Origin of the sequence: Actinomadura violacea, from assembly GCF_017573465.1 — a bacterium.
Taxonomy (GTDB): Bacteria; Actinomycetota; Actinomycetes; order Streptosporangiales; family Streptosporangiaceae; genus Spirillospora; species Spirillospora violacea.
In genome coordinates, this window is record NZ_JAGEPF010000022.1 from 187,442 (window position 1) to 203,270 (window position 15,829).

General features: G+C 75.1%; 15 protein-coding genes and 1 tRNA gene. 9 read left to right on the forward strand and 7 right to left on the reverse strand.

The features are described from left to right. Positions 1 to 56 precede the first annotated feature (56 nt). Positions 57 to 365 carry a DUF4333 domain-containing protein gene (locus tag J4709_RS33985; protein WP_208246973.1) on the forward strand — a complete coding sequence of 103 codons (309 nt, stop codon included), beginning with the start codon at positions 57 to 59 and terminating at the stop codon, positions 363 to 365. Between the two features lie 15 nt (positions 366 to 380). Here J4709_RS33985 and J4709_RS33990 read toward each other — a convergent pair whose 3' ends face one another. The 4 genes from J4709_RS33990 to J4709_RS34005 form a co-directional block, all read right to left on the reverse strand. Further along, complete coding sequence (locus J4709_RS33990; protein ID WP_208246975.1) at positions 381 to 1,007, reverse strand: trimeric intracellular cation channel family protein; 627 nt, start codon at positions 1,005 to 1,007, stop codon at positions 381 to 383. Positions 1,008 to 1,056: 49 nt separating this feature from the next. Beyond that, positions 1,057 to 1,239 carry a DUF3099 domain-containing protein gene (locus J4709_RS33995; protein WP_208246977.1) on the reverse strand — a complete coding sequence of 61 codons (183 nt, stop codon included), beginning with the start codon at positions 1,237 to 1,239 and terminating at the stop codon, positions 1,057 to 1,059. 124 nt (positions 1,240 to 1,363) lie between these two features. Then, positions 1,364 to 1,456 (reverse strand) — tRNA-Sec (locus J4709_RS34000). Positions 1,457 to 1,473: 17 nt separating this feature from the next. Further along, positions 1,474 to 3,318 carry an AMP-dependent synthetase/ligase gene (locus J4709_RS34005; RefSeq protein ID WP_208246979.1) on the reverse strand — a complete coding sequence of 615 codons (1,845 nt, stop codon included), beginning with the start codon at positions 3,316 to 3,318 and terminating at the stop codon, positions 1,474 to 1,476. Between the two features lie 176 nt (positions 3,319 to 3,494). On the opposite strand from J4709_RS34005, the gene selD reads away from it, so the two are divergent. Further along, complete coding sequence (gene selD, locus J4709_RS34010) at positions 3,495 to 4,487, forward strand: selenide, water dikinase SelD (protein ID WP_208246981.1); 993 nt, start codon at positions 3,495 to 3,497, stop codon at positions 4,485 to 4,487. Between the two features lie 30 nt (positions 4,488 to 4,517). Beyond that, complete coding sequence (locus J4709_RS34015) at positions 4,518 to 4,787, forward strand: GlsB/YeaQ/YmgE family stress response membrane protein (protein ID WP_208246983.1); 270 nt, start codon at positions 4,518 to 4,520, stop codon at positions 4,785 to 4,787. 19 nt (positions 4,788 to 4,806) lie between these two features. On the opposite strand, the gene J4709_RS34020 is transcribed toward J4709_RS34015, so the two are convergent. Both J4709_RS34020 and J4709_RS34025 read right to left on the reverse strand, forming a co-directional pair. After that, positions 4,807 to 6,693 (reverse strand): propionyl-CoA synthetase, encoded by a 1,887-nt coding sequence (locus tag J4709_RS34020; protein WP_208246985.1) that lies wholly within the window; start codon positions 6,691 to 6,693, stop codon positions 4,807 to 4,809. 142 nt (positions 6,694 to 6,835) lie between these two features. Further along, positions 6,836 to 8,278, reverse strand: coding sequence for an MFS transporter (locus J4709_RS34025; protein WP_208246987.1), 1,443 nt, complete (start codon positions 8,276 to 8,278; stop codon positions 6,836 to 6,838). A 98-nt stretch (positions 8,279 to 8,376) separates the two neighbouring features. Here J4709_RS34025 and J4709_RS34030 point away from each other — a divergent pair, with 98 nt between their 5' ends. The 4 genes from J4709_RS34030 (at position 8,377) to J4709_RS34045 (ending at position 13,193) form a co-directional block, all read left to right on the forward strand. Further along, positions 8,377 to 8,907 (forward strand): MarR family winged helix-turn-helix transcriptional regulator, encoded by a 531-nt coding sequence (locus J4709_RS34030; protein ID WP_208246989.1) that lies wholly within the window; start codon positions 8,377 to 8,379, stop codon positions 8,905 to 8,907. A 233-nt stretch (positions 8,908 to 9,140) separates the two neighbouring features. Then, positions 9,141 to 11,030, forward strand: a complete 1,890-nt coding sequence (locus J4709_RS34035) for a selenocysteine-specific translation elongation factor (RefSeq protein ID WP_208246991.1) — start codon at positions 9,141 to 9,143, stop codon at positions 11,028 to 11,030. Between the two features lie 116 nt (positions 11,031 to 11,146). Beyond that, positions 11,147 to 12,340 carry an RtcB family protein gene (locus J4709_RS34040; protein ID WP_208246993.1) on the forward strand — a complete coding sequence of 398 codons (1,194 nt, stop codon included), beginning with the start codon at positions 11,147 to 11,149 and terminating at the stop codon, positions 12,338 to 12,340. Between the two features lie 4 nt (positions 12,341 to 12,344). Then, a complete protein-coding gene (locus tag J4709_RS34045; protein ID WP_208246995.1) occupies positions 12,345 to 13,193 on the forward strand; it encodes a hypothetical protein in 849 nt (282 codons plus the stop codon). On the opposite strand, the gene J4709_RS34050 is transcribed toward J4709_RS34045, so the two are convergent. Then, positions 13,194 to 14,000 (reverse strand): alpha/beta hydrolase, encoded by an 807-nt coding sequence (locus J4709_RS34050; RefSeq protein ID WP_307801779.1) that lies wholly within the window; start codon positions 13,998 to 14,000, stop codon positions 13,194 to 13,196. A 140-nt stretch (positions 14,001 to 14,140) separates the two neighbouring features. On the opposite strand from J4709_RS34050, the gene moaA reads away from it, so the two are divergent. Next, the gene (gene moaA / locus J4709_RS34055) at positions 14,141 to 15,130 is read left to right on the forward strand and encodes a GTP 3',8-cyclase MoaA (protein WP_307801781.1); all 990 of its coding nucleotides are present in this window, start codon (positions 14,141 to 14,143) and stop codon (positions 15,128 to 15,130) included. 93 nt (positions 15,131 to 15,223) lie between these two features. Next, positions 15,224 to 15,796 carry a molybdenum cofactor guanylyltransferase gene (mobA, locus tag J4709_RS34060; RefSeq protein ID WP_208247068.1) on the forward strand — a complete coding sequence of 191 codons (573 nt, stop codon included), beginning with the start codon at positions 15,224 to 15,226 and terminating at the stop codon, positions 15,794 to 15,796. Positions 15,797 to 15,829: the final 33 nt, after the last annotated feature.

Genomic DNA, 15,829 nt, shown 5'->3' on the forward strand with positions numbered 1-15,829 from the left:
TACCTGCGGACGGCGCCCCACGGGGACCCGGGCGCCGCGACACGGGGAGAAGCACCATGCGCAAGTTCCTGGCCGTGCCCGTCCTGCTCGGCGGGCTCGCGCTCGCCGCCGCGGGCTGCGAGGTGGGCAAGACCGTCGGCTCCGGCACGGTGGAGAAGCAGATCGACGACCGGTTCGGCCCGATGTACCAGGCGGCCGGCCTCGGCCCGGCGAAGGCGTCCTGCCCGGACGACCTCAAGGGCAAGGTCGGCGCCACGCTCGACTGCACCGTCCGCGACGGCAAGGGCGGCAGCCACAGGCTCACCGTCACCGTCACCTCCGTCAAGGGGAGCGAGGTCCACTTCAGCATGAAGCCCGCCTCCTAGCCCTTCCGGCCGCGGTTAGTCGGGCACCCCGCGGGGGCGGGGTGCCCGCCAGCCGTAACGCATCGCCAGCGCGCGCAGGGCGAAGGCCAGCACCGCGGCGCCGGCGGTCACGCCGCCGCCGTGCAGCCCCGCGGACGAGGCGGCCGCGGTGACGGCGGCGCCGAGCATCGCCGGCAGCGCGTACAGCTGCCGGTCGTACAGCACCGAGGGGATCTGCCCGCTCAGCATGTCGCGCAGGATGCCGCCGCCGACCGCGGTGACCACGCCGAGCAGCACCGAGTGCAGCGGCGACAGGCCGTGGTCCAGCGCCTTCACCGTGCCGGTCGCGCAGAACAGCCCGAGGCCCGCCGCGTCGAACAGCAGCACCGCCGGCAGCAGCCGCGTCACCTGCGGATGCCAGAAGAACACCAGCGCCGAGGCCGCCAGCGGCACCAGCACGTAGCCGAGGCTGGTGAACGCGGCCGGCGGGACCGCGCCGATCAGCAGGTCCCGCAGGATCCCGCCGCCGAGCGCGGTGATCTCCGCGAGCACCACCATGCCGACGACGTCCAGCCGCTTGCGGACGGCGGCGAGCGCCCCGGACACCGCGAACACGAAGATGCCCACGAGGTCCAGCACCGCGGGGACGTCCGGCCAGCTCACGCCCGCCCCCGGTGCTCGCGCCGCCGCCTTCGCACGGGCCCGGACGGCCTCAGTCGCGCCGGTCGATGTTCCAGTTGGCGACCATCGCGGCGAACGGCGGGATCATCACCGCGAACACCGACATGCCGATCGCGGCGTTCGTCGAGTACAGCCGGACGACCGTCCAGGCGAGGACGATGAAGGTGAGGCACGTCCCCATCATGATCCCGTAAGCGAGCTTCCGCCGCCTCATACCTCCACGGTACGTCGCGCGCCGCGCCCTCGCCCCCGGTGCCGCCCCCGCGGGAGCGCGGCCCGGCCGTGACGCCCGCGGGCCGCCGGCGCAACGGCTCGGCCGGCGGCCCCGGGCGTGCTCGCGGAGGCGCACGGGAATCGAACCCGCCGTCCCGAGATCCTCGGGACCAACGGTTTTGAAGACCGCGGAGGCCACCAGGCGCTCGCGCGCCTCCGCCGCGATCCTAGTCGATCACCCCGCGTAGAGGGCGTCGAGGGCCTCGGCGTACTTGCCGTGCACGACGCGCCGCCGCAGCTTCAGGGTGGGGGTCAGCTCCTCGCTCTCGGCCGTCCACTCCGCGGGCAGCAGCCGCCACTTCTTGACCTGCTGGACGCGGGCGAGCCGGGCGTTGGCGTCCTCGACGGCCTTCCCCACCTCCTCCAGCACGAGCGGGTGCTCGGCGAGCGCGGCGAGGTCGGTGGTCTCGACTCCGTGCGCGGCGGCCCAGACCGGGGCGACCTCGCCGTCCAGGGTGATGAGCGCGACGACGTAGGGGCGGCGGTCGCCGAACGCGAGCGCCTGGCCGACCAGCGGGTGCTCCTTGAGGTGGTTCTCGATCATCGACGGGGCGATGTTCTCGCCGCCGGCGGTGATGATCAGCTCCTTCTTGCGGTCGACGACGGTGAGGAAGCCGTCCTCGTCGAGACGGCCGACGTCCCCGGTGCGCACCCACCCGTCGGCGTCGATCAGGTCGGCGGTCGCCTCGGGCCGGTTCAGGTAGCCGGGGGTGCAGGTCGCGCCGCGCACCAGGATCTCGCCGTCCTCGGCGAGCGTCAGCTCCACGCCGTCGAACGGGCGGCCGACGGTGCCGAGCTTGAAGGAGTCGGCGAGGTTGGCGGTGATCGCGCCGGTGGTCTCGGTCATCCCGTAGGCGTCGAAGATCTTCAGGCCGAGGCCGGCGAAGAACCGGGCGACCTCGACCGGCAGCGGCGCGGCGGCGCTGGAGGCCTGCCGGACGCGGTCCAGGCCGAGCAGCGCCCGCATCGGGGTGAGGACGGCGGCGTCGGCGGCCTCGAACGCGGCGGTGGCCTCGGGGGTGAGCGTGTTGCCGAACTCCTGGCCGGACACGTACGCGCGGCCGGCGTCCAGGGCGCCGGCGACGGCGGCCTTCTTCGCCGGGTCCTGCTCGGCCGACAGCACCGCCTGGATGCCCGCCATGATCTTCTCCCAGACGCGCGGGACGCCGAAGAACGAGTGCGGCCGCACCTCGGCCAGCACCGAGGTCAGCTGCGCGGGGTCCGGGCAGAAGTGCACGTGCGCGGCGAGCCGGACCGGCAGGTAGTAGCTGAGGACGCGGTCGGCGATGTGCGCGAACGGCAGGTAGGAGACGCCGGACGGGTGGTCGGGCAGCACCGAGCTGCGCTGCACCATGGCGGCCTCGTGCAGCACCATCGAGTGGGTGATGAGGACGCCCTTGGGGTCGCCGGTGGTGCCGGAGGTGTAGAGCAGGGTGACGGTGTCCTCCGGCTTCACGGCCTGCCAGCGGCGGTCGACCGCGGCGGGGTCGGCGGCCAGCTCGCCGCGGCCGAGCGCGGAGAAGGTGTCCCAGCTGAGGTACCGGTCGTCGCCGTCGGGGCAGGCGGCGGCGTCCACCACGATGATCCGGCGCAGGTGGGGGAGCCGGTCCAGGACGGGCTGCCAGCGGGCGAGCTGGTCGGCGCCGTCCAGCACCGCGTACTTGGCCTCGCAGTGGCCCGCCACGTAGGCGACCTGGTCGGGCGCGAGGGTGGCGTACACGGTGGTCGGGACCCCGCCGGCGTGCACGGCGCCGAGGTCGGCGAGCACGTGCTCGGACCGGTTGGGCATCATCAGCGCGACGACGTCGCCCGGCTCGAGTCCGAGGGCGGCGAACCCGGCGGCGGCCTCCAGGGCCCGGGTCCGCGTGTCGGCCCAGGTCAGCGTCCGCCACTGCCCGTCGACCCGGTCGGAGTAGGCCGGCCTGCCGCCGTGCTCGGCGGCGGTCGCGGCGAGGCTGGTGCAGACCGTCTGCCCCGCGACGGCCCGGTCCAGCTCGTCCCGCTGCTCCTGGATCCCCATATGTCGCCCCTTGAGTAAGTGATGACTTGCAGAACAGGATCGCACCATGCCGAACATGGTTCGGACAACCCCTTCCGCGATTTCGCGCTGGTCGGGGGCGGCGGCGATCCCTGGGTGACCGGACCCGTACCGTCCGTTTGTTGATCATTTGTGGTAGTTGTGCGTTAAATCTCCTGGTGAACCGTCTCGCCCGAGCAGCCCGCCTCACCCAGTACGCGCACGGCGGCGGCGGCGCGTGCAAGATCCCGCCCGGGGAGCTGGAGAACGTCGTGGCCGGCCTGACCGGCGGCGGCGAACCCCTGGTGATCGGCGGCGCGGACGGCGACGACGCGGCCGTGCTGCGCGTCGCGGGCGGCCGCGCGGTGGTGTCCACCGCCGACTTCTTCACCCCCGTCGTCGACGACGCCTACGACTGGGGGCGGATCGCCGCCGCCAACGCCCTGTCGGACGTGTACGCCGTCGGCGGCGAGCCGGTCATGGCGCTGAACCTGCTCGGCTGGCCCCGCGACGCGCTGCCCGCCGAGCTGGCCCGCGAGGTGCTGCGCGGCGGCCGGCACGTGGCCGAGCTGGCCGGCTGCCCGATCGCCGGCGGCCACAGCATCGACGACCCCGAGCCCAAGTACGGCCTGGCGGTGACCGGCCTCGCCGACCCCGACCGGCTGCTGCGGCTGGACGCCGGGCGCGCGGGCGTCCCGCTCTCGCTGTCCAAGCCGCTCGGCCTCGGCGTCCTCAACGCCCGCCACAAGGCGACCGGCGAGGTGTTCGGCGAGGCCGTCGAGACGATGACGACGCTGAACGCGGCGGCGGGCGTCGCCGCGCTGGAGCGCGGCGCCGTCTGCGCGACCGACGTGTCCGGCTTCGGGCTCCTCGGCCACCTCTACAAGCTGGCCCGCGCCAGCGGCGTCACCGCGATCGTGGACGCCGCCGCCGTCCCGTACCTGGACGGGGCGCGCGCGGCCGTCCGCGACGGCTTCGTGCCGGGCGGCACCCGCCGCAACCTCGCCTGGGTCTCCCCGCGCACCGAGTTCCGCCGGATCGCCGAGGAGGAGCGGCTGCTGCTCGCCGACGCGCAGACCTCCGGCGGGCTGCTGGTGGCCGGCGAGATCCCCGGCGCCCCGGTGATCGGCGAGCTGGCCCCGCTCGGCCGCCACCACCTCCTCGTCCGCTAGCCGCCGGGATATCGGGGTAGGGGAGCGGGCGTGACCATCGGGGGGATCGTCTCCGCCATCGTGCTGGGCGCCGTGGTCGGGGCGCTCGGCCGGCTGATCGTGCCGGGCCGGCAGAGCATGCCGGGCTGGGTGACGGTCGCGGTCGGCGTCGTCGCCGCCTTCGCCGGGACGGGGCTGAGCGCGATGGTCGGGCTGCGCACGTCCGGCTGGAACTTCTGGGAGACGATCTTCCAGATCGGCATCGCCGCCGTGGGCGTGCTCCTGGTCGCCGCGCTGTGGCCGCCGAGGAGCCACCGCTAGCCGGGTCGCCCGGCGGGCGTCAGGGCGCGGGCGGGCGCAGGACGGGCCGCAGCTCGTCCAGCACGCCGGTGTCCTCGATCGTGGACGGCACCGTCACGTCCTTGCCGTCGGCGATGCCCCGCATCACCCCGCGCAGGATCTTGCCGGACCGGGTCTTCGGCAGCGCCGCGACGACCTCGACCCGCTTCAGCGCGGCGACCGGCCCGACCTGCTCGCGCACCATCCGCACCAGCTCCGCGGCGAGCTCGCCCGGGTCGGCCGCGGCGCCGCTCTTCAGCACGACGAACCCGCGCGGGACCTGGCCCTTCAGCGCGTCCTCGACGCCGATGACCGCGCACTCGGCCACCGCCGGGTGCGCGGCGATGACCTCCTCCATCGTTCCGGTGGACAGCCGGTGCCCGGCCACGTTGATCACGTCGTCGGTGCGGCCCATCACCCACACGTAGCCGTCCTCGTCCACGTGCCCGCCGTCGCCGGTCAGGTAGTGGCCGGGATGGCGGGTCAGGTACGACTCGACGAACCGCTCGTCGTCCTGCCACAGCGTCGGCAGCGTGCCGGGCGGCAGCGGCAGCCGGATCGCGATGTCGCCGTCGGTGCCGGGCGGGACGGCCGCGCCGTCCGGGCCGAGGACCTGCACGTCGTAGCCGGGCACCGGCACCGACGGCGACCCCGGCTTGACCGGCATCGGCTCCAGGCCGCGCAGGTTCGCCACGATCGGCCAGCCCGTCTCGGTCTGCCACCAGTGGTCGATGACGGGCCGCTCCAGCACCCGCGACGCCCAGTGGTAGGTGTCGGGGTCGAGCCGCTCCCCGGCGAGGAACAGCGTGTCGAGCGCGGACAGGTCGTGCCCGGCGAGCAGCGCGCCGTCCGGGTCCTCCTTCTTGACGGCCCGGATCGCGGTGGGCGCGGCGAACAGCACCTTGACGCGGTGCTGCGCGGCGACGCGCCAGAACGCGCCCGCGTCCGGCGTCCCGACCGGCTTGCCCTCGTACAGGACGGTCGTGCAGCCGGTGAGCAGCGGCGCGTACACGATGTAGGAGTGCCCGACGACCCAGCCCACGTCGGACGCGGCCCAGAACACGTCGCCGGGACCCACGCCGAACACGTTCTCCATCGACCAGCGCAACGCCACCGCGTGGCCGCCGTTGTCGCGGACGACGCCCTTCGGCCGCCCGGTCGTGCCGGAGGTGTAGAGGATGTACAGCGGGTCGGTGGCGGCGACCGGCACGCACTCGACGGGACGGGCGGCCTCGACCGCCTCGTCCCACTCCACGTCGCGCGGCCGGACGAGGTCGGCGTGCAGCTGCTCGCGCTGCCGGATCACGCACCGCTCGACCTTGTGCTTGGCCAGCTCGAGCGCCTGGTCGAGCAGCGGCTTGTAGGCGACGATCCGGCCGCCCTCGATCCCGCAGGACGCCGACACGACCGCCTTCGGCCGGGCGTCGTCGATCCGGACGGCCAGCTCCCGCGCCGCGAACCCGCCGAACACCACCGAGTGCACGGCGCCGAGCCGCGCGCACGCCAGCATCGCGATCACGGCCTCGGGGATCATCGGCAGGTAGATGACCACCCTGTCGCCGCGCTCGACGCCCTGTGCGCGCAGCGCCCCGGCGAACCGCGCGACGAGATCGGTCAGCTCCCGGTAGGTGTAGGTGCGGACCGTCCCGGTGACGGGGCTGTCGTAGATCAGCGCGGCCTGGTCGCCGCGGCCCTCGTCGACGTGCCGGTCGAGGGCGTTGTCGCAGGTGTTCAGCTCGCCGCCGGTGAACCAGCGGTAGAACGGCGGGGCGCCGTCGTCCAGCACCCGGTCGGGCGGGACGAGCCAGCGCACGTCCCGCGCCGCCAGCCCCCAGAACCGGGTCGGATCGGCGATGCTGCGTTCGTACGCGGCCGCGTAGGCGCCCATTTCGTCCTCCCGGTGGCGGTGGCCCCGCCCCGATCCGCGTTTCGGGGCGCACCCCTATAGGGCACGGCGCGGGTGCCTTTCGTCAAGGCCCCGCGCCGCCACCTCCCGGTCGCGGAGCGTCACCGCCGCCGCGCGGCCCGGGTCACTCCGGGCGCTCGTGCGGGTGCCGGACGCCGTGCACGACGGCGACCGCGGCGGCCAGGACGGCGCCGGCCGCGACGATCCAGAAGCACAGCTCGTACGCGCCGAGCGTCGGCACCTGCGTCCCGGCGATGACCTTCCCCGCCAGGATCGAGGCGGTGACGGCGCCCGCGACGCTGCCGCCGGTGGTGCGGACGAGGGAGTTGATGCCGCTGGCGATGCCGCTCTGGTCCATCGGGACGTGCTGGACGGCGAGGGTGCCGAGCGCGGCGTAGGCGACGCCGAAGCCGATGCCCTGGATCGCGCTGAACGCCAGCATGTCGTAGCCGTGCGAGTTCGACACGGCCAGCCAGGTGTAGCTGAGCCCGGCGAAGACCGAGCCGACCGCGAGCGTGTAGGCGGGGCCGATGCGGCGGGCGATGTTGCCCGACATCGCGGACGCGACGAGCATCGTGACGGTGCTGGGCAGCATGTAGAGGCCGACGTCCAGCACCGATCCGCCCAGCCCGTACCCGACCTTGTCGGACGGCGACTGGACGAAGCCGGAGATCAGCGTGAACGCGGCGAACATCGCGAAGCCGAGCAGCGTCGAGGACAGGTTCGCCGACAGCGACTTCGGCCCGACCAGCAGGCTCAGCCGCACCAGCGGTTCGCGCACCCGCTGCTCGATCACGACCCACAGCCCGCACAGCAGCACGGCGGCGGCGAACAGGGCGATCACCCCGCCGGACGTCCAGCCCCAGTCGTTGCCCTCGCTGATCGCCAGCAGCAGGCAGACCAGCCAGCCGGCCAGCAGGAGCGCGCCGGCGAGGTCGGGACGGCCGCCGGCGCGGGCGCCGGTGTCGTGCGCGGTGACGGCGACGAGCACGAGCCCGGCCGCGGCGAGCGCGGCGGTGATCCAGAACACCGGGTGGTGGCTGGTGGTGCGGTCGGCGATCAGGCCGGTGACGATCATGCCGGCGCTGCCACCGACGCCCATCGTGGCGCTGACGATGCCGATCGCGGTGGTGATCCGCTCGCGCGGGAAGGTGTCCCGGATCATCCCGATGGCCAGCGGGATCATCGCCGACGACACACCCTGCAGGGTGCGGCCGACGATGAGCACGCCGAGCGACCCGGACACCGCGCAGATCACCGAGCCGATGAGCAGCAGCACCAGGACGAGCAGGATCATCTTCTTCTTGCCGTACATGTCGCCGAACCGCGACAGCAGCGGGGTGGCGACCGCGCCCGCCAGCAGCGAGGCGGTGAACACCCAGGTCACCGCGGTCACCGAGACGTGGAAGCGGGTCATCAGCTCGGGCAGCAGCGGGATCACGAGGGTCTGCTGCACGGACACGACCATGCCCGCGATCGCGAGCGCGAAGAGGGTGAGGCCGGTGCGCGGGGGGCCGGCGGCCTGCCGCCGGGTCGTGGCGGCGGCCGCCGTCGGGGCGCCGGTCATGAAGCCTCCTGGGGGAACGGTCCCGGTCGGTGGGAGCCCGGGCGTGCTCGGACACTGTACTTACTTAAGTTAAGTAAATGCATCGTACAATGGATCACATGTCCACCCCGCCGCCGTCCGCCGCCCTCCCGCAGACCGGCGCCGCGGCGCCGCCCGACATCGTGGAGATCGAGCGCGCGATCAGCCGCGTCGCCCACATGCTCACCCGCGCCAAGCAGCACGACCGGACGGTCGCCGAGGCCGGCGTCCCCGTCGACCGGGCCGCCGTGCCGCTGCTCGGCGCGCTCGCGGACGCGCCCGACCCGCTGCGGCCGGGGGAGCTGGCCGTCCGGCTGGCGGTGGAGGCGCCGCACGTCACCCGCCAGGTGCAGCGGCTCGAGCGGGCCGGCTACGTCGAGCGGGTGCCCGACCCCGACGACGGCCGCGCCCAGCGCGTCCGGATCACCGACGCCGGCCTGGAGGCCGTCGAGCGGGTCCGCGCCGCGGGCCGCCAGTGGATGGCCGACGCGCTCGCCGGGTGGTCGCCGCAGGAGCGGGCGCAGCTGGCCGTCCTGGTCCACCGGATGGTCGACGACTTCCGCGCGCACTCGGACCACCTCGCGCGCTGCGACGCCCGTCCCGCCGAGTAACCGCGCCGCGAGCAGGACGATTCATCACCGGGTGAGGTTTACGCGAAGTTAGTGAGATTTATGATCAGGGGGTGTGGGCCCGATCGGGTTTCGCTCCGGGCCCCGGCGTCCTTAGGGTTGCCTTCCGTGGACCTACGTCTGCAAAACCCCCGCAATGCCGCCCCCGCCGGCGCGCCCGCCGTGCCGGCCCCCTTCCCCGCGGCCCCGCGCGCCGCGACCCCGGAAGGGCGCTGATGCAGGTCTTCGCCACCGCCGGCCACCACGGGCACGGCAAGTCCGCCCTCGTGCGCGCCCTCACCGGCATGGAACCCGAGGAACCCGGCGCCTGGACGGAGCTGCCGTCCGGCCGCCGGCTGGCCTTCGTGGACGTCCCCGGCGACGAGCGGTCCGTCCCGGCGATGCTCGCGGGCGCGGGGGCCGTCCCCGCGGTGCTGTTCACCGTCGCCGCGGACGAGGGCTGGATGCCGCAGTCGCAGGAGCACCTGGACGCGCTCGCCGCGCTCGGCGTCCGCGCCGGCGTGCTCGCCGTGACCCGCGCCGACGCCGCCGACCCCAGGCTCGCGCTCCGCCAGGCCCGCGACCGGCTCGCCGGGACCGCCCTGCGCGGCGTCGAGGCCGTCGCCGTCAGCACCGTCACCGGCGCCGGGCTGGACGAGCTGGCCGCCGCCCTCGACCGGCTCGCCGGGCGGCTGCCCGTGCCCGACCCCGGCGCGCCGGTGCGGCTGTGGCTGGAGCACGCCTTCACCGCCGGACGGCAGAGCGTCGTCACCGGCACCCTCGCCGCCGGGACGATCGCCGTCGGCGACGAGCTGCTGCTCATGCCCGCGGGCCGCCGCGTCCGCGTGCGCACGATCGGCAGCACCGGCGGCCCCCGCGAGAGCGCCACCGGCGTCTCCCGCGTCGTGCTCACGCTGCGCGACGCCGGACGCGTCGGCGCGGGCATGGCCCTGGTCACCCCCGACCGCTGGTCCCTCACCACCTGCGTGGACGTGCGGACCCGGTTCGGCGAGGCGTCCGGCCGGCTGGCGCGCCGGATGACCCTGCACATCGGCGCCGCCGCCGTCCCCGTGCGGCTGCGCCCCCTCGGCCCCGACACCGCCCGCCTCACCCTCAACGCCCGGCTGGCCCTGCACATCGGCGACACCGCGCTGCTGCGCGACCCCGAGCGGCGCGCCATCGCCGGCGTCAGCGTGCTGGACGTCCGGCCGCCGACCCTGGTGCGGCGCGACGCCGGCCCGGCCCGCGCCCGCGAGCTGGCGAGCTGGCCCGACCGGCCCGACGGCGCGCTGGTGCTGCGCCGGCACGGCGTGCTCCGCGCGTCCGAGCTGGGCCTGATGGGCTGCGCGCCGCCGGACGGCGCCGTCGCCCTCGACGGCGGCTGGCTCGCCGACCCGGACCACTGGGAGACCCTGCACGGGCGGCTCGCCGAGGAGGCCGCCCGGCACGCCGCCGCGACCCCGGACGCGCCGGGCATCCCGCTGGAGACCGCCCGGCTTCGGCTCGGCCTTCCCGCCCGCCACCTCGCCGCCGCCCTCGTCCGCCCGCCCTTGCGGCTGGACGGCGGCCGCGTCCACGCCCCCGAGCCCGCCCCGCCCGCGAACGCCGCCGCCCGGACGGCGGCGGCCCAGGCCGCCGCGCCCTCGAACCCGGACACACCTCCCGTCGCAGCCGAGCCCCCGTCCCCGAGCCCGGCCGCCCCCGCGGATGCGGCGGCGGACCCGGGTCGGGAACCTGCTGCGGCGCAGAGCACGGGGGCGGACGGGGCCGCCGCGCGCCCCCCGGAGCGTCCGGCGATGCCTCCCGGGCTGGAGGCCGCCATCGAGCGGCTCCGCGCCGACCTCGCGAGCGCGCCGTTCGAGGCGCCCGCCGAGGAGCGCCTTGCCGAACTCGGCCTCACCGGCGGCGCGCTCGCCGCCGCCGAGCACGCGGGCGCGGTGCTGCGGCTGCGCGACGGCGTCGTCCTGCTGCCCGGCGCCGACCGCGAGGCGCTGCGGATCCTGTCGGCGCTGCCGCAGCCGTTCACCCCGCGGCAGGCCGGCGACGCGCTGTCCACCAGCCGCCGCGTCGCGGTCGCGCTGCTGGAGCACCTGGACGGGCTCGGCCTCACCGAGCGGCGCCGCTGACGGCGCCGCCGATCGGGCCGGGATGAACCCGGGCACGGCGGGAAAACCTGTTGAACCGCGGCGGGCGGCTCTGGCGTCATAGATCACGGTTCGGATCCCGTCGACAAGGAGAAGGCATGCCGTACCAGACTCTGAAGGGCGGCCGCGTTCCCATCCGGATGTGGACCGACCCCGACACCGTCGAGGACCAGGCCCTCGACCAGCTCCGCAACGTGTCCGCGCTGCCGTGGGTGGAGGGGCTCGCGGTGATGCCCGACGTCCACTACGGCAAGGGCGCGACCGTCGGCTCGGTCATCGCGATGAAGAACGCGGTGTCCCCGGCCGCCGTCGGCGTCGACATCGGCTGCGGGATGACCGCCGCCAAGTCCACGCTCACCGTGGAGGACATGCCGGACGACCTGTCGGGCATCCGGCACCGGCTGGAGAAGGCGATCCCGGTCGGGCGCGGCTCGCACAAGAGCGCCGTCGACCCGTCCGCGCTGCCGAACCTGAAGGAGCGCGGCTGGTACGACTTCTGGAAGGAGTTCGAGGACCTGCACCCGGCGGTCCGCTCCGGCCTCGGCCGCGCGCGCTCGCAGATGGGCACGCTCGGCGGCGGCAACCACTTCCTGGAGCTGTGCGCGGACGACAAGGGCGCGATCTGGCTCGTGCTGCACTCCGGGTCCCGCAACATCGGCAACGTGCTCGCCGAGCACCACATCGAGGCCGCCCGCAAGCTCCCGCACAACCAGGATCTTCCGGACAACGACCTCGCCGTGTTCCTCAGCGGTACCGCGAAGATGGACGCCTACCGGCACGACCTGTTCTGGGCGCAGGAGTACGCGCGCCGCAACCGCGCGGTCATGATGGCGCTCGCGCAGAACGTCGTGACGCAGCGGTTCGGCGAGAAGCTCTGCCGGTGGAACCAGGTCATCTCCTGCCACCACAACTACGTGGCGGAGGAGGAGTACGGCGGCGAGGAGCTGCTCGTCACCCGCAAGGGCGCGATCCGCGCGGGCGCCGGGGACCTCGGCATCATCCCGGGCTCGATGGCGACCGGCACCTACATCGTGCGGGGCCTCGGCAACGAGACGGCGTACAACTCCGCCTCGCACGGCGCGGGCCGCAGGATGAGCCGGAACAAGGCGCGCAAGAACTTCACCGTCGAGGACCTGGTCCGGCAGACGCAGGGGGTCGAGTGCCGCAAGGACAGCGGCGTCATCGACGAGATCCCCGGCGCCTACAAGGACCTGGAAGCGGTGATGGACTCGCAGTCCGACCTCGTCGAGGTCGTCGCGCACCTGCGCCAGCTCGTCTGCGTGAAGGGCTGAGGACGTGGCGGCGGTGCAGCGGCCGGCGAACGCGCGCGGCGCGGGCGACGGCATGAAGCTGCACCGCCGCACGGTCCGGCTCGGCGGGCGGGAGCACACGCTCATCGGGCTGCGGCCGGGCACGAAGGCGGGCTTCAGCACCAACTTCTTCCACGAGACCTGGCATGTGCTGTCGGACCGGCACGGCTCCCGCGTCCTCGGGCGGCTGCTGTGGGGCCTGGCGTACCAGTCGCGGCCCGGCACCCTGCTGGTGATCGACCGGCCGTTCCTCACGCCGACGCCGTTCGACGCCGACCCCGCGGACCCGATCGTCCTGGTCCCGTCCTGGCACACCTGCTTCACCGCCGCGGCCGCCCGCGAGCTGGCGCGGCGGCTTCCGCTGCGGCGGCCGCCGGACGGCACGGTCCGGTGGCGGACGCACGGCCTCGACGCCGCTCTCGCCGACCAGCGGGGCTGGTTCCGCGAGCATCCGCGCCAACCCGAGCGGGGCCGGGTGAAGCGGATGCACGGCCTGGTCGTGCTGCTGCCCTCGGGTCCCGCCGAGGCGCGGGACTGGGCCGTCCATGCGGGGCGGCTGGACCCCGGCAACCCCCGCGGCATGGACTACGAGTACCTCGGCGGGGAGTGCCGGTCCGCCGTGGGGGAGGTGCAGGTCTTCCGCGACTTCCGCCGGCGGGTGAGCGTCGCCCGCCGCGCCCGCGCCGACGTGCTCGCCCGCCCGGACGCGCCCGGCGACCCGGCGGAGCTGCGGCCGCTCGTCTGGGACCGGCACGGCGAGATCACCTGGTCCGAGGACGAGGCGGCCCGCCGGCGGCGGGCGGCGGCGCGCCGCCGCCCGCCGGTGCGCCGCTGATCAGGCGAGCACGCGGTCGATGAACGCGGTGACCTCGGCGAGGACCTCGTCGCGGTTGGTCTCGTTGAAGACCTCGTGGCGCGCGCCGGGGTAGATCCGCTGGGTCAGGTCGGCGCCGCGGATCGCCTCGATCCCGACGAGGGTGCCGTCCAGCGGGACGAGCCGGTCGTCGTCGCCGTGCACGTGGAGGACGGGCAGCGCGCCGAGCGAGCCGTGCTCGTTGACGCGCCGGATGCAGGCGTCCAGCGCCCGGACGGTCGGCTTCTTGAACGGGCCGTGCCAGACCAGCGGGTCCTCGGTGTAGGCCTTGCCGACGGCCGGGTCCCGCGAGAGCGTCGCGGTGTCGATGGGCTCGTCCGGCATCTCGTCGAGGGGGAGCAGCTCCTCGGTGACGAACCAGCGGCCCAGGACCGGTCCGGACAGCACCAGCGCGGTCAGAACGTCGCCGTGGACCTGCGCGTACCGGGCGGCGATGAGGCCGCCCATCGAGTGCCCGATCAGCACCACGGGCAGGCCGGGATGGTCGCCGCGGGCCGACTCCACGACGGTGTGCAGGTCGGCGACGACGTCCTCGAAGTCCTCGATGAGCACCCGCTCGCCCGCCGACCGGCCGTGGCCCATGTGGTCGGGCCCGCACACGGTCGCGCCGTGCCGGACCAGCGCGTCCGCGACGTGGTCGTAGCGTCCGAGATGCTCGCCGTAACCGTGCGCCAGGACCGCGATGCGGCGGGGGGCGCCGTCCGACCAGATCCGCGCCGTGACCGCGCCCCGCGTGCCCGCGAACTCCCACTCCCGTGCCGTCGTCACCCGTACCTCCCGCATCCGATCCGGCCAAGCCCGCGGCCCGCGATGCGACGAATCGGCGATCGCCGCAATAGGCTGGGCTGATCGACCGTAACCCGGACGGCCCGCCCCGCGCGCCGTCCGCCCGGCAGGAAGGGGCGCCCGTGCTGGTCGACACCTTCGGTCGTACCGCGACGGACCTGCGGGTCTCGCTCACCGACCGGTGCAACCTGCGGTGCTCGTACTGCATGCCGCCCGAGGGGCTGGACTGGCTGCCGAAGCCGGAGCTGCTCACCGACGACGAGGTCGTCCGGCTCGTCGGGCTCGCGGTCGGCGAGCTCGGCGTCACCGAGGTCCGCTACACCGGCGGCGAGCCGCTGCTGCGGCGCGGACTGCCGGACATCGTGCGGCGGACGGCGGAGCTGGCGCCGCGCCCGGAGATCTCGCTGACCACCAACGGGATCGGGCTCGGCCGCCTGGCGGGCCCGCTCGCCGACGCCGGCCTGGACCGGGTGAACGTCTCCCTCGACACCCTCGACCGCGCGACGTTCAAGCGGCTGGCGCACCGCGACCGGTTCGAGGACGTCCTCGCGGGCCTGGAGGCGGCGCGGGCCGCGGGCCTGGATCCCGTCAAGATCAACGCGGTGCTGATGCGGGGGATCAACGACCAGGAGGCCCCCGCGCTGCTGCGGTTCTGCCTGGAGCACGGCTACCGGCTGCGGTTCATCGAGCAGATGCCGCTGGACGCCCAGCACGGCTGGACCCGCGACGGCATGATCACCGCGGACGAGATCCTGGAGCGGCTGTCGGCGGAGTTCGACCTGGCGCCGGACGCCGCGCACGACCGCGGCAGCGCGCCCGCCGAGACGTTCGTGGTCGGTGGCGGCCCCGAGACGGTCGGCGTGATCGGCTCGGTGACCCGGCCGTTCTGCGGCGCCTGCGACCGGGTCCGGCTGACCGCGGACGGCCAGGTCCGCAACTGCCTGTTCGCGACCGAGGAGTCCAACCTGCGCGACGCGATGCGGGCGGGCGCCGCCGACGAGGAGATCGTCGAGCGGTGGCGGTCGGCGGTGCGGGCCAAGAAGGCCGGGCACGGCATCGACGACCCGTCGTTCCTGCAGCCCGCCCGGCCGATGTCCGCCATCGGCGGCTGACCCGTGCCGTCCGGCCCCGTGCCGTCCGGCCCCGTGCCGTCCGGCCCCGTGCCGTCCGGCCCCGTGCCGTTCGACCCCGTGCCGCTCAACAAGGTGCCCTTCGACGCGGTGCTGCTCGCGGGCGGGCGCGCCCGGCGGCTCGGCGGCGCCGACAAGCCCGCCGCGCCGGTCGGCGGCCGCGCCCTCGTCGAGTGGGTCGCCGCCGCCGCGTCCGGCGCGTCCCGGACGATCGTCGTGGGCCCGCCGCGGGACGTGCCGCCGGACGCGGTCCGGGTCCGGGAGGACCCGCCGGGCGCCGGGCCGGTGCCCGCGCTGCGCGCCGGCCTGGCCGAGGTGCGCGCGCCCTGGGCGGCGCTGCTGGCCGCCGACCTGCCGTTCCTGCGCCCCGTCCACGTCGCCGCGCTGCTGGACGCGGCGGCCGGCCGCGCCGGGGCCGTGCTGGTGGACGGCGACGGCCGCGAGCAGTGGCTCGCCGGATGCTGGCGGACCGCCCGCCTGCGCGGCGCGCTCGAGACCTACACCGGGGCGTCGCTGCGCGGCGTCCTCGGCCCGCTCGACCCCGCGAAGGTCGCGCTGCCCGCGGGAGAGCGGCCGCCCTGGTACGACTGCGACACTCCGGAAGATCTCGCCCGCGCCGAGGGCCTCGCCCGGCCGGACGTGCTTTGACCGTGCGAGAGTGGGCATCGCGTACGTCGACGC